15 protein-coding genes and 1 tRNA gene are annotated in these 19,231 nt (G+C 64.3%); 9 read left to right on the top strand and 7 right to left on the bottom strand.

Features of this window, described 5'->3' with window-relative positions; genetic code table 11:
- The coding region (locus A6A04_RS22910) for a hypothetical protein (protein ID WP_216636098.1) at positions 1–273 on the top strand (273 nt) is incomplete at its 5' end.
- A gap of 69 nt (positions 274–342) precedes the next feature.
- Here the strand turns inward: A6A04_RS22910 and A6A04_RS11605 are convergent.
- Entirely contained in the window at positions 343–603 is a 261-nt protein-coding gene (locus A6A04_RS11605; RefSeq protein WP_068493045.1) for a helix-turn-helix domain-containing protein, read from the bottom strand.
- A gap of 104 nt (positions 604–707) precedes the next feature.
- Between A6A04_RS11605 and A6A04_RS11600 the strand changes: the two genes are divergently transcribed.
- The 4 genes from A6A04_RS11600 to A6A04_RS11585 all read left to right on the top strand — a co-directional run bounded on the left by A6A04_RS11600 (position 708) and on the right by A6A04_RS11585 (position 5,137).
- Positions 708–932 carry a hypothetical protein gene (locus tag A6A04_RS11600; RefSeq protein ID WP_156612573.1) on the top strand — a complete coding sequence of 75 codons (225 nt, stop codon included), beginning with the start codon at positions 708–710 and terminating at the stop codon, positions 930–932.
- A complete protein-coding gene (locus A6A04_RS11595) occupies positions 929–1,489 on the top strand; it encodes a hypothetical protein (protein ID WP_068493041.1) in 561 nt (186 codons plus the stop codon). Before A6A04_RS11600 ends, A6A04_RS11595 begins: the two co-directional genes overlap by 4 nt.
- Before the next feature lie 163 nt (positions 1,490–1,652).
- On the top strand, positions 1,653–4,751 hold the full coding sequence (locus A6A04_RS11590; protein WP_068493039.1) for a tetratricopeptide repeat protein: 3,099 nt from the start codon (positions 1,653–1,655) through the stop codon (positions 4,749–4,751).
- 309 nt (positions 4,752–5,060) lie between these two features.
- Positions 5,061–5,137, top strand: a tRNA-Arg gene (locus tag A6A04_RS11585).
- A 188-nt stretch (positions 5,138–5,325) separates the two neighbouring features.
- On the opposite strand, the gene parE is transcribed toward A6A04_RS11585, so the two are convergent.
- Complete coding sequence (parE, locus tag A6A04_RS11580; RefSeq protein ID WP_172822761.1) at positions 5,326–7,317, bottom strand: DNA topoisomerase IV subunit B; 1,992 nt, start codon at positions 7,315–7,317, stop codon at positions 5,326–5,328.
- Between the two features lie 94 nt (positions 7,318–7,411).
- Between parE and A6A04_RS11575 the strand changes: the two genes are divergently transcribed.
- Complete coding sequence (locus A6A04_RS11575; RefSeq protein ID WP_068493035.1) at positions 7,412–7,816, top strand: acyl-CoA thioesterase; 405 nt, start codon at positions 7,412–7,414, stop codon at positions 7,814–7,816.
- 10 nt (positions 7,817–7,826) lie between these two features.
- Here the strand turns inward: A6A04_RS11575 and A6A04_RS11570 are convergent, their stop codons facing one another.
- The gene (locus A6A04_RS11570; protein WP_245651176.1) at positions 7,827–10,952 is read right to left on the bottom strand and encodes an adenylate/guanylate cyclase domain-containing protein; all 3,126 of its coding nucleotides are present in this window, start codon (positions 10,950–10,952) and stop codon (positions 7,827–7,829) included.
- Positions 10,953–11,252: 300 nt separating this feature from the next.
- On the opposite strand from A6A04_RS11570, the gene A6A04_RS11565 reads away from it, so the two are divergent.
- On the top strand, positions 11,253–11,456 hold the full coding sequence (locus A6A04_RS11565) for a membrane lipoprotein lipid attachment site-containing protein (protein WP_068493032.1): 204 nt from the start codon (positions 11,253–11,255) through the stop codon (positions 11,454–11,456).
- A 142-nt stretch (positions 11,457–11,598) separates the two neighbouring features.
- On the opposite strand, the gene A6A04_RS11560 is transcribed toward A6A04_RS11565, so the two are convergent.
- The 4 genes from A6A04_RS11560 to A6A04_RS11545 all read right to left on the bottom strand — a co-directional run bounded on the left by A6A04_RS11560 (position 11,599) and on the right by A6A04_RS11545 (position 15,408).
- Positions 11,599–12,348 (bottom strand): PhoH family protein, encoded by a 750-nt coding sequence (locus tag A6A04_RS11560; protein WP_068493030.1) that lies wholly within the window; start codon positions 12,346–12,348, stop codon positions 11,599–11,601.
- Positions 12,349–12,676: 328 nt separating this feature from the next.
- On the bottom strand, positions 12,677–14,764 hold the full coding sequence (gene ligA / locus A6A04_RS11555) for an NAD-dependent DNA ligase LigA (protein ID WP_068493028.1): 2,088 nt from the start codon (positions 14,762–14,764) through the stop codon (positions 12,677–12,679).
- Between the two features lie 107 nt (positions 14,765–14,871).
- Positions 14,872–15,099, bottom strand: a complete 228-nt coding sequence (locus A6A04_RS11550; protein WP_068493027.1) for a DUF1127 domain-containing protein — start codon at positions 15,097–15,099, stop codon at positions 14,872–14,874.
- Positions 15,100–15,207: 108 nt separating this feature from the next.
- Entirely contained in the window at positions 15,208–15,408 is a 201-nt protein-coding gene (locus A6A04_RS11545; protein ID WP_068493025.1) for a hypothetical protein, read from the bottom strand.
- A 127-nt stretch (positions 15,409–15,535) separates the two neighbouring features.
- Here A6A04_RS11545 and A6A04_RS11540 point away from each other — a divergent pair, with 127 nt between their 5' ends.
- The gene (locus A6A04_RS11540; protein WP_068493023.1) at positions 15,536–17,884 is read left to right on the top strand and encodes a Tex family protein; all 2,349 of its coding nucleotides are present in this window, start codon (positions 15,536–15,538) and stop codon (positions 17,882–17,884) included.
- Between the two features lie 4 nt (positions 17,885–17,888).
- On the top strand, positions 17,889–19,214 hold the full coding sequence (locus tag A6A04_RS11535) for an ABC transporter substrate-binding protein (RefSeq protein ID WP_068493021.1): 1,326 nt from the start codon (positions 17,889–17,891) through the stop codon (positions 19,212–19,214).
- The last annotated feature ends 17 nt before the right edge of the window (positions 19,215–19,231 follow it).

Genomic DNA, 19,231 nt, shown 5'->3' with positions numbered 1-19,231 from the left:
AAACAGACCCGGAAACGCCGATCAACCGCAATTCACGCCCGGAACAACTCTCAAACCGTCAGAATGAAGAGGTTTCCGGAGGTGCCCAGATTTATCGTGATTCAGCTTTTCAAGGATTTTGGCGGCGATGAGAAGAAGGACCTCAACTTCAAGGTTCCGCCTGAATTTCATGCCGACTACAAGACGTTCGCGGTACAGTGCGACGTCCCCATGTCTGAGATCCTCTACCGCTCGTTCCAGTTCTACCGGATGGCGATGAACTGGACGCGCTGATGGCGGCCAGAGAGGGCGCTCGGCGCCATGGACGTGGCTCAGCCGAAAGCTGAGCCACCCCTCGCCCAGTCACTTCGGCTTGCGTCCCCGCTGTAGGGGCTGTGGAGGCGCTTCTCCATCGGCCGGCACAACGAAGAACTCTTCGATGCGGGAATCGACTGCCGCCGCCAACCGGGCCAGGACCGCCACGGTGGGATTTTCCAGCCCGCGCTCAAGACGCGAGACATAGGTCCGGTCTATCTCGGCATCAACGGCCAGAACCTCTTGCGAGAGTCCCCGTCGAATCCGAAGCCTCCTGAGATTCCAAGCCACAAGTGCCAGCGCATCCATAAGCGCAGGCAAACACCTTGAGGACCATTAAACCACGGAGTATGGTCCTGTAATTTCGCCCACATCCTGATGGGATGGCCGATGATGGCTTTGGAGAGCGCAGCATGAAGAGAGCGATTGTGATCGCGGCCATGAGCATCCTCGCAGGATGCTCACAGGGAACCTACGAACCCGTGGTGGACCTCAAGGCGTCCAAGAACCCTGCCGAGATGCAGATGGACTGGATGGGCTGCGAGTTCCTGATCAAGAAGTACGGTCTGGAAGATGCCGCAACGACCAAATGTCTGGAAGGTCGAGGACATAACGTCATCGGCGTGGTGTACCGATGAGGCGGCTGCTGGCGGTTGTGCTGTTGGGAGTGTTGAGCGGCTGTTCGCTTGGCTTCCCCGACAAGCCGCTGGTCGATCTGAAGACGACGGACGATCCCGTCGTCTATCAGAAAGACCTGATCGAATGCATCACCTTGGCGGACTACTACCTCACGTCCGAGGTGAGTTTCACGCAGCAGGTTGTTCGAGAGACACTGATGGGTGGCGCTGGCTCTGCGGTGGTTAGCGCAATCGCTGGCGGTACGTCTGCGGCGGTCGCATCGAGCATGACGGCTGGGCTTGTCGGCGGCGTCGTGGGCGGCGCGGTCAACGCCTCCCGTGAACAGGCTTTCGACAAGTACCGAGGAACCGGGCGCTGTCTCCAGGGACGCGGCTACGACATCCTTAACGCCAGATCGCTTCACCTCGATCCGAAGGGATGGTGTCAGTTGGCGCACCCCGACATTCACCCGCTCGGACTTCAGGTTGAGGAGTGGATGACAGCCTGCATCTCTTCTCAGACAGAGTGGCAGCGCAAGGCCAAAGAGGCCAGATTGAAGCAACACCCTGCGTCATAGTGTGACAACGGCGTCACTGCCGTTCTCGCCCAGGACGTCGCCAGAGTCGATCGGATCAGCCAGAGCGCCGGGAGACTGTGTTTGAACAATTGCGTTAGCAATGCACAAACCGCGCCCAACGTGAGGTAATATCTCATGACTGAGCGTCGGGGGTGCGTGGATAATGTCTGAACCAGTCAAGTCGCGTGAGGTGCGGGTTTTTCTGTCTTCGACCTTCATGGACATGGAAGCGGAGAGGGACTACCTGCTCAAACATGTGTTCCCCGATATACGCCAGCGATGCGCTGAACGGCGGGTCGGCTTCACCGAAATCGACCTACGGTGGGGCATTACCGAGGACGAGGCGAAAAACGGTCGCACGGTCGAGATTTGTCTGGCCGAGATAGACCGTTGCCGCGAGCATCCGCCCTATTTTATTGGTTTTATCGGTGAGCGTTATGGCTGGATCCCTAGCCAAGATCAACTGGCCGAAGCTTGGACCGGCGACCGAGATTCTCCTTATCTGAATGCCATCGAGGTCGCCTTGGCTGACGGCATCAGCGTGACGGAACTCGAACTGCGCTTCGGAGTGCTTGACCGCCCCTCCATGCGGGGGCACGCCTATTATTTCCTGCGTAGCGCAGCCCTGACGGAGCAGCTGTTTTATGCTCAGAGAGGGAGGTCCAAATCAGCTTTCTACGATGACGGCGGAGGCAGGCTAGTTGCTTTCAAAAGCCAGTTACGGGCCAATGGCCTCATCACTATGGATGGCTACGACCGGATCGAGGATTTTGGCCAGCGGGTCAAGGCCCTACTAATGGCCGAGATTGACCGGATTTTCCCTTTTGAGCATCAGGATGGACAGGCTGCAATACTTGACATCGAGCATGCACTATTCGCCCAGTCCCGGCGCCTTGCCTATACCCCGCTGCTCGGAATGCGGGACGCTACCCTGGCTCGCATTGGCTCGCATCTGGACGGCACGATCAAAGGCGGGTTGTTGGTCACTGGCGTGTCCGGGCTAGGCAAAAGCTCCCTTCTCGCCGATCTAGCTGAAGAACTGCGACGGCGGCAAGATTACTGGGTCTATGAACATTATGTAGGTGCCGACGGCCAGCGTGGCCTGGAGGAGTGGCTTGATCGGGTGCTGATGGCGATTGCGGCCCTACTTCCGGTGCCCACTGCGCTCCCCGCCGACATTGCCAAGCGCTGGGAGATACTGCCTCTGTGGCTGGATCAGGCGCGGGGTGCCCTGGGACGCCCAGTGGTGTTGATACTCGATGCCCTCGATCAACTACATAATGGGGAGGAGGCACTGGGGAAGCTGGGGGAGGCATTCTGGCCGCAAGGCACGGTCCTCATCGCCAGCACGGCCGCCGAGGAGACGCGGGCCTTCTGTCTGTGGGACCGCATGGAGCTGGCCCCTCCCAGCCGGCAGGAACGCAAGGCGATGATCGCCGCGTTTCTGGAGTCTTGTCGCAAGTCGCTGGAAGAACCGCTGATCGAACGTCTGGTGGATGCGCCACAATGTGAGGTGCCGCTGTTCCTGCGGATGCTGCTCGAGGATCTGCGGGTCAGGGCCAACCGTGAAACCCTGGCTGGACGGCTCCGCACGCTGCTGGAATTTGCCGACGCGTCGTCATTGTTCGCCTTCCTGCTGGGCGAGCTGGATCGCGACCATGCGGATTCCGCCCATCCGTCGCTGGCCAGCCGGATGGTCGCCATGCTGGCCGCCAGTCGACAGGGGATGACGGAATTGGAGCTTTGCCGCCTGCTCGCCGGGCCGGCGGACCCGGTGCTGGCCGAAACCGGCCGACCGCATCTGCCGGCCGCCCGGCTCAGCGCCCTTGGCAACGTCCTGCAGCCGTTCCTGCTTCGCAATGCCGGCCGTGACGTCCTGATGCACGCCGCCCTGGCGCGGGGCAGCCTGCCGGACAAGATCGAGCGCGACATTCGCCATCACATCATCGCGACCTTGGATGACGACACGCCGCGCTCGCTCACCGAGCGGGTCTATCAGCGGCTGACCATCGTCGAACGGCGGCTTGAGCGACTGGAAGCCTGGGTGAAATCCGAACTTGCCGAGGAGTTGTCCCGGCCAGCGGCGATGGCCGATGTCTGGCGAGAGGATCGCCGGGTCCTGGCCGCCGCGCTGGTTGTCCTGGGCGCTGGCCTCCATCGTCCGTCGGACAGCATCGAGATGATCTCCGGGCGGTTCGCCGCCCCCGAGACCCGGTGGATCGCCCAAGACGGCCACGAACTTTCAGCTTGGTTCCGGGAGATGGGATTCTATGGGCTTGGGCTGACCTGGGCCGAGCGAAACCTGGCTGAGGATCTCGGGCGCCTCAACCCGAACGATCCGGCCATCGCCCGCGGTCGGCTGCATATCGCGAACTTCAACATGATCCTCGACCAGCCGGATAAAGCTGAACCCCTGTGCCAACAAGCCCTGGATAACCTGCGTCAGACCTTGCCGGCCGGCGACGCCCGGATCGGAGAGGCCATCGCTCAGTTGGCTGAATGCTACAGCGATCTGGAAAAGTGGGATGAGGCGGAGAAACTGTACAAGCAATCGCTTGCATTCCGTCGCCGTTACCTGCCGAAGGGACACTCGGACATCGCCGACAGCTTGGCAGGTATCGCGATGCTTTACTACCGGGAGGCGATCTCAATCAGGAATGCCCTGATGAAAGGGAAGATCAATCGCCTGGACAAGGCCGAGAAAATGCTGGTCGAAGCGCTCAGTATCGAACGTAAGACCCTTTCACCGGGCGCCCCCCAACTGGCTGCGATGCTTCATCGGCTGGCGATCGTGTATCTGCGGCAGGGGCAGCCCGACAAGGCAATCCCCTTGCTGGAAGAGGCCCTGGTGATTCTGCGTGGCAGCCTTCCCGCCCGTCATGCCAGGATGAGCGGCTTACTGGAGTCCCTTGGCGCAAGCTACAGACAGCTTGGAGACATAGACATGGCCGAGAAAATGCATCGGGAGGCACTGGCCATTCGGCGCGAGGTGCTGCCTCCCGTCCACTCTGACCCGGCAAGAAGCCTCTGTAATCTGGGGCTGATTCACAAGGAGAGGGGGGAGGTTCAGCTGGCGCGAGAGATGCTACAGCAGGCACTCGATATATATTTGCAACTCCACGGCCAGAGAGACATGATTGCGAAGTGTACATTGTGGATCAGCGAAATAAATGAAAACTCAAGACAGGTTCGTGTATTCATAGTGGCATCAATTGGAGCGTTTGCGGTTATTGTCACAATAATTATCGCATTCTTAATATAGGTGCGCGGATGTATGTGGCTTTAAATTAATTTAAGTCACAGCATGAAAGTTATATACTGTGTTCGCTCCGAAGCATTATGCTATTTTCACCATTTTTCATAACATCATCATGCTTGCGCGTTTTTACTATTGCCATGCAGAATTTGCAGCCAATATCCACCGCCACATCCCCGGCACATCGGCGCACACGGGTAGGATACGAACCGGCGGCCGATGCCGAAGGAGGGCGTTGATCGGACCAGCGTTTCCCCCCTTCCCACCATCGCGCGCCTGCGCTATAACCCTCGCCTCTCGTTCCCCGAGACCCGCGCAGCCGTAGCTCAGCTGGATAGAGCGCTGCCCTCCGAAGGCAGAGGTCGTAGGTTCGAATCCTACCGGTTGCGCCAATTTACTTTTCAATGATATCAATGAATTAGCCCGCTTCAGTGTCTGAAGCGCCTGGGCATGAATTGATTTTGCGCGACACTCACCCTGAAGAGTGCCGCGCGAGGTGCCCATGGCGACGATCTCAACGGTGCGATCGGCAACTTAACCCGAATTTGGGACACGAACGGTGTCCCCCGACACACAGCTTCTACACATCCAGGTCGGTGGCGAACTTGGCCCGTTCCTGGATGAAGGCGAAGCGCAGTTCGGGCTTGCGGCCCATCAGGCTTTCCACCAGCCGGGCCACTTCCTTGGCTTCCTCGTGGTCTTCCTCGGTGCGGCCCGAGGGGATGGTGACCTTGAGCAGGACCCGCTTGCTGGGGTCCATGGTGGTTTCCTTGAGCTGCGACGGCGGCATTTCGCCCAGGCCCTTGAAGCGGCTGATCTCCACGTTCTTCTTGCCCGCGAACAGGGTCCGCAGCAGTTCTTCCTTATGGGCGTCGTCGCGGCCATAGGCCACGGTCTGGCCATGGGCGAGGCGGTAGAGCGGCGGCATGGCGAGATAGAGATGGCCGTTCCTGATCAGCTCGGGCATTTCCTGATAGAAGAAGGTCATCAGCAGCGAGGCGATGTGGGCGCCGTCCACATCGGCATCGGTCATGATGATGATCTTCTCGTAGCGCAGCTTCTCGTCGTCGTAGGAGTCGCGGAAGCCGCAGCCCAGCGCCTCCATCAGGTCCTTCAGTTCCTGATTCTGGCGCAGCTTGTCGGTGGTGGCCGAGGCGACGTTGAGAATCTTGCCGCGCAGCGGCAGGATGGCCTGGGTCTCGCGGTTGCGTCCCGACTTGGCCGAGCCGCCCGCCGAATCGCCCTCCACCAGGAACAGTTCGGTGCCCACATTGACCGAGCGCGAGCAGTCGGCCAGCTTACCCGGCAGACGCAGCCGCTTGGTGGGCGTCTTGCGGTTCATCTCCTTGGTCTGGCGGCGGCGCTGGCGATCCTCGGCGCGCTCGATCAGCCGGGTCAGCAGGGCGGCGGCCGAGGCCTTGTCGCCCGACAGCCAGTGGTCGAAATGGTCCTTGACCGCGTTTTCCACCAGCCGGGTGGCCTCGGGGGATGCCAGCTTTTCCTTGGTCTGGCCCTGGAACTGCGGGTCGCGGATGAACAGGCTGACCATGACGCAGGCGCCCGCCATGACGTCCTCGGCGGTGATCTGGGCCGCCTTCTTGTTGCCCGCCATCTCGCCATAGGCGCGCAGGCCGCGGGTCAGGGCGCCACGGAAACCGGCCTCATGGGTGCCGCCCTCGGGAGTCGGCACGGTGTTGCAGTAGGTGTTGACGAAGCCGTCCTCGTCATCGTCGGGCCAAGCCACCGCCCATTCCACCTGCCCCATATCGTCGGACAGTGGGGCGGTGCCCTGGAACTGGTCGCGGGTAAGCAGGGCGCGGTCCTTCAGCACCGCCTTCAGGAAATCCGACAACCCGCCGGGGAAATGCAGCGTGTCCTCGTGCGGGATCTCGTCGCCGTCCTTGATCAGCAGCGGATCGCATTTCCAGCGGATCTGGACGCCCCGGAACAGATAGGCCTTGGACCGCGCCATGCGGTAGAGCGGGCCGGGGCGCAGATGGGCGCGCTCGCCAAAAATCTGCGGGTCGGGATGGAACATCACGGTGGTGCCGCGCCGGTTCTGCACCGCGCCCACCTTCTGCAGCGGCCCCAAAGGCGTGCCGCGCGAGAAGCTTTGGGTATAGAGCGTGCGCTCGCGCGCCACCTCCACCACCAGCTTGTCCGACAGCGCGTTGACCACCGAGACGCCGACGCCGTGCAAGCCGCCCGAGACCTTGTAGGCATCGCCGCCGAACTTGCCGCCGGAATGCAGCGTGGTCAGGATGACTTCCAGCGCGCTCTTGTCGGGGAATTTGGGGTGGGGGTCGACGGGAATGCCGCGACCGTTGTCGCGCACGGTGCAGATGCCGTCGGCCGCCAGTTCCAGCTCGATCCAACTGGCATGGCCGGCCACGGCCTCGTCCATGGCATTGTCCAGCACCTCGGCGACGAGGTGGTGGAGCGCCCGGTCGTCGGTGCCGCCGATATACATGCCGGGACGGCGACGGACGGGCTCAAGGCCTTCGAGAACCTCGATATCCTTGGCGGAGTATTCGGTGCCCTTGGGGGCAAGCTGCTGGAACAGATCAGACATGGGGGGCATTATAGGAATGCATTGGCGAGGCGCAAGCGCATGCTGTAGCGTCGCGCAAGTTAACCACAACATATTGTAAAGTGGGTTTCCTTCCATGATCGAAAGCATCGAGATCAGCAGCGCGCCGCGTGGGCGGCTTTCCACCCGGGCCATCGCCATGCCCGCCGACACCAATCCGTTCGGGCATGTCTTCGGTGGCTGGCTGCTGAGCCAGATGGATCTGGCAGGGGGCACCCATGCCTATCGTTTCGCCAAGGGCCATTGCCCCACCGTGGCGGTGGAGGGCATGGAATTCCACCTGCCGGTCTATGTGGGCGACGAGGTCAGTTGCTATACCGAGGTGCTTCGCGTCGGCCGCACCTCCATTTCCATGCAGGTGGAAGCCTGGGTCCGCCGTCATGGCGGCGACGACCGCCTGATCAAGGTGACCAGCGCGGTGTTCCACTATGTGGCGGTGGACGACAACGGCAAGAAGCGGGTGATCGAGAAGGAGGCCTGATCCCGGCGGGTCAGGCCTTGTGGCGGGGCGGGGCCAGGCTGATATCGGGGGCGGTGTCCTCCTCCGCCTCCAGCCGGGCCATGGCGGCCTTGACCGCGGCGGCCACCTCGGCCATCTCGGGGTCGAGACCGTCATCGCCCAAGGGGGCGGCCTCCGCCGCCATGGCGGCAAGGTCGTCGTCGGAAATCAGGCCGGAGAAGACCGGGCGTGGCGACTCGTCCACCTCGACGAGTTCTTCCGCCTCCTCGGCCATGGCGGCGAGGTCGTCGTCGGAAATCAGGCCAGAGAAAACCGGCGCGTCGCCAACGTCGTCCTGAGCCTCTTCGTCGTCCTCCACCTCTTCCAGCAGGGCGAGGATGTCGGCGTCGGACATGGCCACGCCTTGACCCAGCCGCGCCGGGGGCGAATCGTGGGGTTCGTCATCCTCCGGGGAATCCTCCTCACCCGGTTCCTCCATTTCGGCCAGCATGGCTTGCATATCGGCGTCGGAAATGGCGGGCATTGACAGGTCGTCATCGCCGAAATCCTCGCTTTCCGCCAGGATGGCGTTCAGGTCGGCCTCGGACAGGGCGGTTTCGATGGTGATGGGCTCGTCGGGTTCGGCGGCTTCGGCCAGCATGGCCTGCATGTCGTCGTCGGAGATGGGCGCGCCCAGCAGGTCGTCGTCGTCGACCTCGTTGTCGTCATCCTGGTCCGGGGTGACGATCTCGGGCTCGCCCGCTTCGGACAGCAGGGCATTCATGTCGGCATCCGAGAGGGGGCCGCCGATGCTGAAATCCCCGGCCGTATCGTCAGCATCGTCGCCGCCATCGCTCTCGTCCAGCAGGGCGGCCATGTCATCGTCGCTCATCACCGTTCCGAAGACCAGCGGCTCCAGCGGTGGTTCAGGCTCGGGGTCCATCTCCCCGGTGGCCTCGTCCAACTCTCCGACCTCGGCCAGCATGGCGTTCAGGTCGTCATCGCTGAAGCCGGGCTCGCCCGGGGCGGGCCGCGCGTCCAGATCCTCGATCTCGGCTTCGGCATCCGGCCGGGACGGCATGGCCATGACATGGGGCAGGGCAGGGACGCGGCGGCGCAGGTGATACACCGCCTGCTTGCCGAAATCCTTGGCCAGCGACAGCACGCCCACATATTCGCAGGCGAAGCGTTCGACGAAGTCGTCACCCCGGTTCTGGGCCTCGGAGCGCGCAGCACTCTGTTCGGCGGTCAGCACGGCGACGAATTGCTGGGTGGCGTAGACGTGGCCGATCACTGTCACCGGCTCGAGCCGCGCGGCGCGGTTGATATGGCTGCCATAGAAGTTCGGGCGGCCGCAGATGGGGTCGGTGGCCTGGAAGACCGGCCCGGCATGCAGCGAAATGCGCAAGCTGAGCGGATGGGGCAGGCGGTCGCCCAGTTCCTCGTCGGCGCGCGCGACCATTTCCTGCAGGGTCTGGGCGTATTCGGCCATGGGAGTGGCCTTGTCCATCACCGCGAAAATGGCGTCGCCCCAGGTGTTGATGGCGATGGGCTGCACCTCCATGGTCGCCATGCCCTCGGACACGATGCGCAGGAAGTCGAGGAACACCGGCGTGTGTTCCTCCTTCAGCTTGGAATAGCCCGCGATGTCGCAGAACATCATGGAGCGGATGACACGCCCCTCGCCTTGCTCCTCGTCATGGTCGGCGTCCAGATCGGGCAGGGTGGGGATGGCATCGCCCGCCAGATCGGGCCGCTGCTGCAACAAAGCGTCCAGGTCGATGAGGCGCAGCCGCGAAATGTCTTCCCACTGGTCGATGAAATCGGCGGCGCCGCCGACCAGCGAGCCCGGCATCATGTCCCATACCGCCAGCAGATAAGGGGCGGTGGTCAGGAACGAGGCGCGCAGGGTGGCGATGCCGTGCAGGCACTGATTGGCGAAGCGCAGCAGCATGCCATGGCCGAGATAGCGTTCCTCGGTGGCATAGGTGATGGTATTGGCCAGCTTCAGCGCGTTGCGGAAACGCATCTCCCAGCGCGAGCCGCCATAGCGGACATTCTCGGCGATGAAGTCGTCGAGGGCATAGGGCATGACCACGTTGACCTCGGCGCCGCGCTCCAGCATGGCCTCGATGAACAGGAGGTCAGAGCCGCAGGCCGCCAGGGAATAGCCGATCTGGGCGCCCAACTCGTCCAGCGAGCGGGCGATCTCGGCCCGGACGGCGGTTTCCAGTTCGGGAGGGAAATGGGGGCCTTCGCCCGGCCGGTCAAGGGGATGGCCGGTGAACACCACCACGGTGGGGGCGCGGATGATGTCCTCGACGGCGGGCGGGATGAACAGCCCGCCATCCTGGAGCATCTTCAACTGCTTCAGGGCGGAAACCGAACTGGCGTAATGGATGCCTTCCAGGGTGCTGGCCCAGGCGAAGGAGGCCAGGGCCTCCTCGGTCTCGCCCAGCAGCAGATGGGCCACGGCCACGGTGATGAGAAGCTGGTAGCGATCCTCGGGCGATAGCGACAACTCGCTTTCCACCGAAGAGATGCCGTCCGCGACGCTGCGGGCCAGGGTCTTGGCGCGATCGAGGTCGCCCAATAGCCAGGAGGTGACGGCGGCATCGATGCCGCAACGCTGCGAGCCGCCCGCCAGATAGGCGCGCATGAACAGTTCGCGGCAATGTTCCAGGTCACGGGCCTCGCCCGAGGCAAGCCAAGCCTCGCGAAACACCCCCGCCAGGGCGGTATAGGTCTCGGGATCGGCGTTGGCCACCAGCTTCTTGCCACGCACCAGCTCGAAAGCCTCGGCCAGTTCGGCCATCATCGCCAGCGAATTCTTGTCGGGTGTCTCGCCCAGGCAGTCCACCGCCTTCTTCAGGCTGACATGCAGTCGGTGGAAGGGGCCTTCATCGATCAGGATTTCATCGAGAACCGGCTGGAGCAGCTTGCGCGCCTCGTCGAGCGCACCCGACTGGGACAGTGCCACGGCGCCGAATATGGCCAGCTTCAGGCTGTCAGGGTATTGCCGCAGGCCTTCCCGCGCCACGTCATGGGCCAGGAAGTTCTGCCCTTCCTCCAGCAGTTCGCGCGCCGAACGCTCCCATTCGGCCTGGGATCGTCCGCCATTGGTGCCGCCACTGCTGATCGGTGTGGAATCCGCCAAGGTCCGGCGCGCCTCTCCCATGGAACGTATTCATTGTTTATCACGAGCCGGTGGCGCCCGAAAGGCCCGGCAGGGCCAGTCAATCCGCCATGCCCGTAAAACTTTACCAGTCTCCGGCTGGATTGGTAAAAAATCCATGAATTCAAACTTTTATACTGTGCTTCCTTGCCCCAGTCCTTGCGGGCAGCGGGAAGCCGCAACACTGGCCAGCGCGCCGTCACGATCCGCCGTTCTACGCATGACGGTGGTGGGTGGACGAGGCGGGATTCCGGGGGTATTCTTGCCCAAGATTTGCCAGAGCCCACAAAGGGGAGTTCGAATATGAAGAAGGTTATTCTCGCGCTTGGTACCGTCCTGATGCTGACCGCCTGCGGTCCGGGCCGCTGGGAGCCGTTCGGCGCCTTCACCGATCCGGTGTGCCTGAAGGACGGTTCGGTCGCTTTCTACCAGGAAGCCGACCCCAAGGGCAATCTGGGCGAGCCGATCGCCAAGAAGGAATACTGCGCCTGGAACCAGAAGAAGTAATTTCTGGGCCGGAATTGGGAAAAAGGGGGCTTCGGCCCCCTTTTTTATTTCCGGCCGGATGCGGAAAAACTCCCGTCACTCCCGCGAAAGCGGTTCGCGGAAACGGTAAAGGGCGGGAGGCCGTCGCCTCCCGCCCTGATTGCTACAGAACCGTCAGCATGGACGCCACCAGCGGGTGGCGGACGATATCCTTCTCGGTCAGGTCCACCACCGCCACGTCGGGCAAGGCCCGCAGGCGGTCGGCGATATCGGCCAGCCCCGACATGCCGGGCAGCAGGTCGCTCTGGTCGGGGTCGCCGGTCAGCACCATGGTGGAATGCCAGCCCAGTCGGGTCAGCAGCATCTTGATCTGGCCATAGGTGCAGTTCTGGGCCTCGTCGATGACGATGAAGGCGTTGTTGAGAGTGCGGCCGCGCATATAGGCGATGGGCGCGATCTCGATGGAGCCGTCGGCCAGCAGGGCACGCAGCCGCTTGCCTCCCAACCGGTCGGACAGGGCGTCGTAGAGCGGGCGCAGATAGGGCGCCAGCTTCTCTTGCAGATCGCCGGGCAGGAAGCCCAGGGATTCCCCGGCTTCCACCGCCGGGCGCGACAGCATGATGCGGGCGACGCGACCCTCCTCGAAGGCCTCCACCGCCGCCGAGATGGCCAGATAGGTCTTGCCGGTGCCGGCTGGACCCAGGGCCACAGTCAGATTGCCCTCGTTGATGGCCGCCAGCAGGCGCCGCTGGTTGTCGCTTTGCGGGCGCACCTTGCGGACATAGCTCTGGTCTCGGTGTTCCTCCTCGCCCAGGGGGCTCCACCCTTGTTCAGCCCTGCCCGAGGCATTCGGGTAGAGCGAAACCACCGGTTCTGCTTTGGACGCGGCAATCCGCGTGGCGCGCTTGGCCATCTAGGACTCCTCCTGACTTGGATGAAACGGGGGCAAACAAAAAGGGCCTTCCGAAATGGAAGACCCTTGGCGGAGGGAGCGGACCCGGCGGCATCCCAGGATCTGGGCTGCGTCTTGTCCGGTGGAATGGCCCGGCGCTCGGTTCTGGCAGTGATACAACCTGGACCCTCCGTCCATGATCGTGTACCCGGGAAAACCTTACTCAAGCCGGACTTGCCTTGTCACCAACAAATCAGGCCTGTCACTATGATGTCATACCATATGTAGAGTTAATGGGATGTGAACGGCTTCACAAGCCGGATTCGCGGAGAGTGATGGTAATGGCTGACTATCCGCCGATCAGGGCCAGCCATTCCTGTTCGGTCAGGGTGGCGACGCCCAGCTTGGCCGCCTCGGCGGCCTTGGACCCGGCATCGGCGCCCACCACCACGTAATCGGTCTTTTTCGACACGCTGCCCACCACCTTGGCGCCCAGCGCCTCGGCACGGGCCTTGGCCTCGGGCCGGGTCATGGTGGCGAGGGTGCCGGTGAACACCACCGCCTTGCCCGCCACCGGAGACGCGGAGGCCTCCACCACCTTGGCGTCCTCGATCCGGCCGCCAAGTTCGATCATGGCGGCGACCAGGGCATCCAGGGCCTTTACATTGTGCGCCTCGGCGAAGAAATCCAGGATGTCCTTGGCCACGGCGGGGCCGATATCCTCGATGGAGGTCAGTTCGGCCCTGGCCTCGTCGCCGCCATCGGCCATGGCGGCGCGCCAGTGGTCCAGGCTGCCATAGTGCCGCGCCAGGCGCTTGGCGGTGGCCTCGCCCACCTGGCGGATGCCCAGCGCGAAGATAAAGCGTTCCAGCCCCAGGGTGGCCCGCATCCGGATGGACTCGAACAGCTTGTCGGTGGAGCGCTTGCCCCAGCCCTCGAAATTCTCCAGCTTCTGGAGGCGCGCCCGGTTGGTTTCCTCCAGCCGGAAGATGTCGGCGGGGGCGCGCACCATCTCCTTGTCCCACAGGAACTCGATGTTCTTGTCGCCCAGCCCCTCGATGTCGAAAGCATTGCGCGACACGAAGTGCTTCAGGCGCTCCTTGGCCTGGGCCGGACAGGTCAGGCCGCCGGTGCAGCGGCGGATCACCTCGCCCTCGGGCCGCGCCGCATGGGCGCCGCAGACCGGGCAGGTGACGGGAAAGACGAACTCGGTCGTGCCGCGCGGCCGCTCGGCCATCACACCGACGATCTGGGGGATGACGTCGCCCGCGCGCTGGACGATGACGGTGTCGCCGATGCGGACACCCTTCCTGGCGATTTCGTCCTCGTTGTGAAGGGTGGCGTTGGAGACCACTACCCCGCCCACATTGACCGGGGTCAGCCGCGCCACCGGGGTCAGCGCCCCGGTACGGCCCACCTGGATGTCGATGCCTTCCAGCACGGTGGTGGCCTGCTCGGCGGGGAATTTATGGGCGATGGCCCAGCGCGGCGAGCGCGAGACGAAGCCCAGGCGGCGTTGAAGCTCCCAATCGTCCACCTTGTAGACCACGCCGTCGATGTCATAGGGCAGTTGGGCGCGGCTCAGCCCGACCTCGTCGAACAGCACCAGCAGTTCCGCCACCGAGGCGCAGCGGCGGATCAGGGGATTGACCTGGAAACCCCAGGATTTGAGGCGTTGCAGATAGTCCCAATGGCCGAGGGCGGGGGGCTCGGAGGCCTCGCCCAGGGCATAGGCGAATAGGCTGAGGGAGCGGCTGGCGGTGACCTTGGGGTCAAGCTGGCGCAAGGACCCGGCGGCGGCGTTGCGGGGATTGGCGAAAGGCTTGTCGCCCGCCGACTCCTGGCGCTGGTTGAGCGCCAGGAAGTCGGCCTTGGACATATAGACCTCGCCCCGGATTTCCAGCAGGGCGGGGGCGTCGGGGCCGAGGGTGCGGGGAAGCTGGCTGTCGGCCAGGGTCAGCACATTGGCGGTGACGTCCTCGCCCTCGGCGCCGTCGCCACGGGTGGCGGCCTGGGCGAGGCGGCCGTTCTCATAGCGCAGATTGATGGACAATCCGTCGATCTTGGGTTCCGCCACATAGGCCAGCGGCGCCTCAGCCCCCAGGCCGAGGAAACGGCGGATCTTGGCGTCGAATTCGGCAACATCCTCGGGGCTGAAGGCATTGTCCAGCGACAGCATGGGGATCAGGTGGCGCACGGTGCCGAAACCCTCGGCCGGGCGGTCGCCCACCCGCCGCGACGGGCTGTCGGTGCGGATCAGATGGGGAAACCGGGCCTCGATGGCGGCATTGCGCCGCACCAGCGCGTCATACTCGGCATCACTGGCCAGCGGCGCCGCATCCACGTGATAGGCACGGTCCAGCCGGGCGATCTCGCGGGCCAGGCGTTCCAGTTCGATGGCCGCCTCGATGGGCGTCAGGGTCTCGATATCGGTCATGCCGCCGTTATAAAACGGCCGCCGCCGATGCGCCAGTGGTCCGATCCTTTCGGACGGTTCACCCTCCGAAAGGTGAACCGGCCCACAACGTATTGATATGATGCGCCTCAGGCCCGCCAGAACGGCTTGCGGGCCTCGGCCCAGGCATCCGCCCGCGACAGTCCCGCATCCTTCAGCATGCGGTCATCCAGGCGGGCCAGCAGGGCACGGCCCCGCATTCGCCGACCGGCGGCGGCCCAGAGGGCCAGAAGCGCGCGGCCCAGGCTGAGGAAGGCGGCATCGGCGGCGGCGCGGCGCAGGGCGGCGACGGCGGGATCGGGGCGAAGATGCAGCATGGCGAAGCTCCCGGTGCAAGGTATCCTGCCTTGCATTGGGCGCCCGATCAGGCTGTCGCGGCAAACGAGAAGCCCTGCGGTTCGGGTGAGCACCGCTCATGCGGGCGATCACGACCGACGGAAGCTGCCTCCCCGCGCCAGACGCTCGACCTCGGTCAGCACCATCAGGGCGAGGTCGCGGTCACGGATATGGGCGGCGGGAACAATCTCGGCAGCCCGTTCGCGGGCGATTTCAACGGCATGGTCACCATAGCTGATGACCATGCGATGGGCGGTGCTGATGATTTCCTCTGGGACTGCGGTCAACATGTTGACCTCCTGCGCCGTGGTCTTCACAGTATGTGGTATAGTGGCTGGAGAATGCAAGAATTTGCCGCTTCCGCCCGCCCCCGGCATGGGGTAAACCGGCAGGATAGCCAACAGCCTTTGTGAGAGCATGTCCCAAATCCAGTCAGCCGCCATCACCGCCCGTATCGCCCAGGACCTGGGCGTGCGCGAGGCCCAGGTCGCCAGCGCCGTCCAGATGCTGGACGAGGGCGCCACGGTGCCGTTCATCGCCCGCTACCGCAAGGAGGCCACCGGCGGCCTGGACGATACCCAGTTGCGCAATCTGGAAGAACGGCTGGGCTATCTGCGCGAGATGGAGGACCGCCGCGCCTCCATCCTGAAATCCATCGAGGAGCAGGGCAAGCTGACCCCGGACCTGGCGGGGCAGATCGCCGCCGCCGATACCAAGGCGCGGCTGGAGGATCTGTACCTGCCCTACAAGCAGAAGCGCCGTACCAAGGCCCAGATCGCCCGTGAGGCGGGGCTGGAACCGCTGGCCGACCTGCTGCTGTCCGATCCCTCGCAGGTGCCGGAACAGGCGGCGGCGGCCTTCGTCGATGCCGACAAGGGCGTGGCCGACTCCAAGGCGGCGCTGGATGGCGCCCGCCAGATCCTGATGGAGCGCTTCGCCGAGGATGCCGAATTGCTGGGCGGCTTGCGTGATCTGCTGTGGGACGGCGGCGTCCTGGTTTCGACCGTGGCCGAGGGCAAGGCCGAGGAGGGCGCCAAGTTCTCGGACTATTTCGACTACCGCGAGGCGCTCAAGGCCATTCCCTCCCACCGCGCCCTGGCCTTGTTCCGGGGGCGCAACGAGAATGTTCTGAGCCTGAAACTGCTTCCCCCCGACGAGGCGGCCCGGCCGGAAGGCAGCGTGGCCGCCGGTCCCGGCGAATGCGAGGCCCGCATTGCCCGGCGCTTCGGCATCCGCGACCTGAAGCGGGCGGCGGATTCCTGGCTGGCCGAGACGGTTCGCTGGGCTTGGCGCATCAAGATTCATCTGCATCTGGAGTTGGAACTGATGGGCCGACTGCGCGAGGCGGCGGAGGAGGAGGCCATCCGGGTCTTCGCCCGCAACCTGCGCGCCCTGCTGCTGTCGGCGCCCGCCGGTCAGCGGGCCTGTATCGGGCTCGATCCCGGCATCCGCACCGGCGTCAAGGTGGCGGTGACCGATGCCACCGGCAAGGTGGTCGAGACCGCCACCATCTATCCCCACCAGCCCAGGAACGACTGGCAGGGTTCGGTTGCGGCCATCGCCCATCTTGCCCGCAAGCACTCCGCCCGGCTGGTGGCCATTGGCAATGGCACCGCGTCGCGCGAAACCGACCGGCTGGTGATGGACGTGATCAAGCGCTTCCCAGACTTGAAGCTGGAAAAGCTGGTGGTCAGCGAGGCCGGGGCCTCGGTCTATTCCGCCTCGGAAATCGCCGCCCTGGAATTCCCCGACCTGGACGTGTCGTTGCGGGGCGCCGTCTCTATCGCCCGTCGTCTGCAAGACCCCCTGGCCGAACTGGTCAAGATCGACCCCAAGGCCATTGGTGTGGGCCAGTATCAGCACGATGTCGACCAGACCCGGCTGGGCCGTTCATTGGAAGCGGTGGTGGAGGACTGCGTCAACGCGGTGGGCGTCGAGGTCAACACCGCCTCGGCGGCGCTGCTGGCCCGGGTGGCGGGGCTTTCCGCCACGGTGGCCCGCAATGTGGTGGAGTTCCGCGACCGCAACGGCCCCTTCGCCTCGCGCGACGCCCTGAAGCAGGTGGAACGGCTGGGGCCGAAGGCCTTCGAACAGGCGGCGGGCTTCCTTCGCGTGGTGGGGGGCGTCAATCCCCTGGATGCCTCGGCGGTGCATCCCGAGGCCTATCCGGTGGTGGAACGCATCGTCAAGGCCACCGGCAAGCCGGTCCAGGCCCTGATCGGCGACGCCGCCTTCATCCGTTCGCTGCATCCCCGTGACTTCGTCGATGACCGCTTCGGCGAGCCGACGGTCAAGGACATCCTGGGCGAACTGGAAAAGCCTGGCCGCGACCCTCGCCCGGAATTCAAGACCGTCGCCTTCAAGGAAGGCGTCGAGACCATGAATGACCTGCAGCCGGGCATGGTGCTGGAAGGCGCGGTGACCAATGTCACCAATTTCGGTGCCTTCGTCGATATCGGCGTGCACCAGGACGGGTTGGTGCATATTTCCGCCCTGGCCGAGCGCTTCGTCAAGGACCCGCACGAGGTGGTCAAGCCCGGCGATCTGGTCAAGGTCAAGGTGCTGGAGGTCGACATCAAGCGGAAGCGCATCGCGCTCACCATGCGCATGGGCGACCAGCCCGCCCCCGCCCGCAAGGACGAGCCCCGGCGCGAGGCGGCCCCCCAGCGGGGGGCGCGTCCCGCCGCCCCGGCGCCCAAGCCCCCGGCTGACAGCGGTGGCGGTGCCCTGGCCGCCGCCTTTGCCAAGGCGCGGGGAGGAAAATAGCCCCATGCGCCTTCTCGCCGCCATCTTCGCCCTGCTTGTGTCGGTTTCCGGCAGTGCTCAGGCGCTGCCCGCCACCACCGCCGCCGGCAATCCCACCATCGTGGTCGGCGTGATCGCCACCTTGAGTGGTCCGGGCGCCATGGTGGGGCAGGATTCCGTCGATGGGTTCACCACCGCGCTGAAGCAGATGGGCGGGCGTTTCGCCAACCAGGAAGTGCGGCTGGTGGCGGTGGATGACCGGGGCTCGCCCGATATGGCGGTGCAGGTGACCCGGCGCTTGCTCGAGCGCGAGAAGGTGGATTTCGTCCTGACGGCGGTGTCGCAATCCTCCATGGCCGCCATCATCAAGCAATTGCTTGATGCCAAGATATTCATTCTCAACCTGGATGCCGCGCCGCCATCACTGTTGGGGGGGGATTGCCATCCGGCGCTGTTCGAACTGGGGACTCCTCCCGAGGCGATCAACGAGGCTGCCGGTCTGTATTTCGCCACGGAGAAGGTTCGCCGTCTGGTCGTGGTCGGACCCGACTCGCCCGCCACCCAGACGGCGGTGGCCGGGTTGCGCCGCTTCTGGAATGAGGACCTGGTTGAGATCCTGCGGCCCCGCCATGGCGCCATCGCCTTCAAGGAAGAGATCGCCCGAATCCGGGAATTGGCGCCCGATGCGGTCTATTCCGTCATGACCGGCGGCATGGGGGTGGCCTTTGTCCGCGACTACGCCACTTCCGGACTGAAGAGCGAAATTCCGCTGCTGGGGGCCTGGACGGTGTTCGAGCGCTCGCTGTTGCCCGGCATGGGGGAAATCGGGCTGGACATCCTGAATGTGGGGCCGTGGAGCCCGGACCTGGAGACACCGCACAATAAGCGGATGATGACGGACTTCGAATTGGAATATGGGCGGCCCGTGACCTCATGGGTGGCGCAGGGCTATGATGCCGCCCTGCTGCTGGAATCGGCCATGAAAGCCACCTCGGGGCGCACCTCGGATCGCGAGGCGGTGCGCAACGGACTGCGCCGGGCGGAATTCGCCTCGGTGCGGGGGGGATTTCGCTTTGATACCAATCACGGCCCGTCGGTCCCGGTCTATTTGCGGCGGGTGGCCAAGGATGCCAAGGGACGGTTGAGCCTGGAATCGCGGGGCGTCCTGATCAAGGATTGGCACGGCGCCGCCGTGCCGCAATGTCCCATGCGCTGGACCGATGAAACGGTGGCGGCCAAGCCGGGAACTCCGGGGGCCGCCGGGGCGACATCACCCAAGCCGCCCAAGCCGCCGCAGGCCCCGGCCCCGGCTCAACCGCCGAAAAAACCGCCGGTAGCCGGGGGGCATTGAGGGCGATGGCCCCATGA

Source organism: Paramagnetospirillum marisnigri, from assembly GCF_001650715.1.
GTDB lineage: Bacteria > Pseudomonadota > Alphaproteobacteria > Rhodospirillales > Magnetospirillaceae > Phaeospirillum > Phaeospirillum marisnigri.
Note: the sequence above shows the minus strand (reverse complement) of the source record. Positions and strands in the feature narration are given on the sequence as shown.

What these genes read in the sequence shown, in the direction of transcription:
- A6A04_RS11605 (WP_068493045.1), bottom strand. Translation starts at nt 603, where the DNA reads ATGGATGCGCTGGCACTTGTGGCTTGGAATCTCAGGAGGCTTCGGATT.
- A6A04_RS11600 (WP_156612573.1), top strand. Translation starts at nt 708, where the DNA reads ATGAAGAGAGCGATTGTGATCGCGGCCATGAGCATCCTCGCAGGATGC.
- A6A04_RS11595 (WP_068493041.1), top strand. Translation starts at nt 929, where the DNA reads ATGAGGCGGCTGCTGGCGGTTGTGCTGTTGGGAGTGTTGAGCGGCTGT.
- A6A04_RS11590 (WP_068493039.1), top strand. Translation starts at nt 1,653, where the DNA reads ATGTCTGAACCAGTCAAGTCGCGTGAGGTGCGGGTTTTTCTGTCTTCG.
- parE (WP_172822761.1), bottom strand. Translation starts at nt 7,317, where the DNA reads ATGTCTGATCTGTTCCAGCAGCTTGCCCCCAAGGGCACCGAATACTCC.
- A6A04_RS11575 (WP_068493035.1), top strand. Translation starts at nt 7,412, where the DNA reads ATGATCGAAAGCATCGAGATCAGCAGCGCGCCGCGTGGGCGGCTTTCC.
- A6A04_RS11570 (WP_245651176.1), bottom strand. Translation starts at nt 10,952, where the DNA reads ATGGGAGAGGCGCGCCGGACCTTGGCGGATTCCACACCGATCAGCAGT.
- A6A04_RS11565 (WP_068493032.1), top strand. Translation starts at nt 11,253, where the DNA reads ATGAAGAAGGTTATTCTCGCGCTTGGTACCGTCCTGATGCTGACCGCC.
- A6A04_RS11560 (WP_068493030.1), bottom strand. Translation starts at nt 12,348, where the DNA reads ATGGCCAAGCGCGCCACGCGGATTGCCGCGTCCAAAGCAGAACCGGTG.
- ligA (WP_068493028.1), bottom strand. Translation starts at nt 14,764, where the DNA reads ATGACCGATATCGAGACCCTGACGCCCATCGAGGCGGCCATCGAACTG.
- A6A04_RS11550 (WP_068493027.1), bottom strand. Translation starts at nt 15,099, where the DNA reads ATGCTGCATCTTCGCCCCGATCCCGCCGTCGCCGCCCTGCGCCGCGCC.
- A6A04_RS11545 (WP_068493025.1), bottom strand. Translation starts at nt 15,408, where the DNA reads ATGTTGACCGCAGTCCCAGAGGAAATCATCAGCACCGCCCATCGCATG.
- A6A04_RS11540 (WP_068493023.1), top strand. Translation starts at nt 15,536, where the DNA reads ATGTCCCAAATCCAGTCAGCCGCCATCACCGCCCGTATCGCCCAGGAC.
- A6A04_RS11535 (WP_068493021.1), top strand. Translation starts at nt 17,889, where the DNA reads ATGCGCCTTCTCGCCGCCATCTTCGCCCTGCTTGTGTCGGTTTCCGGC.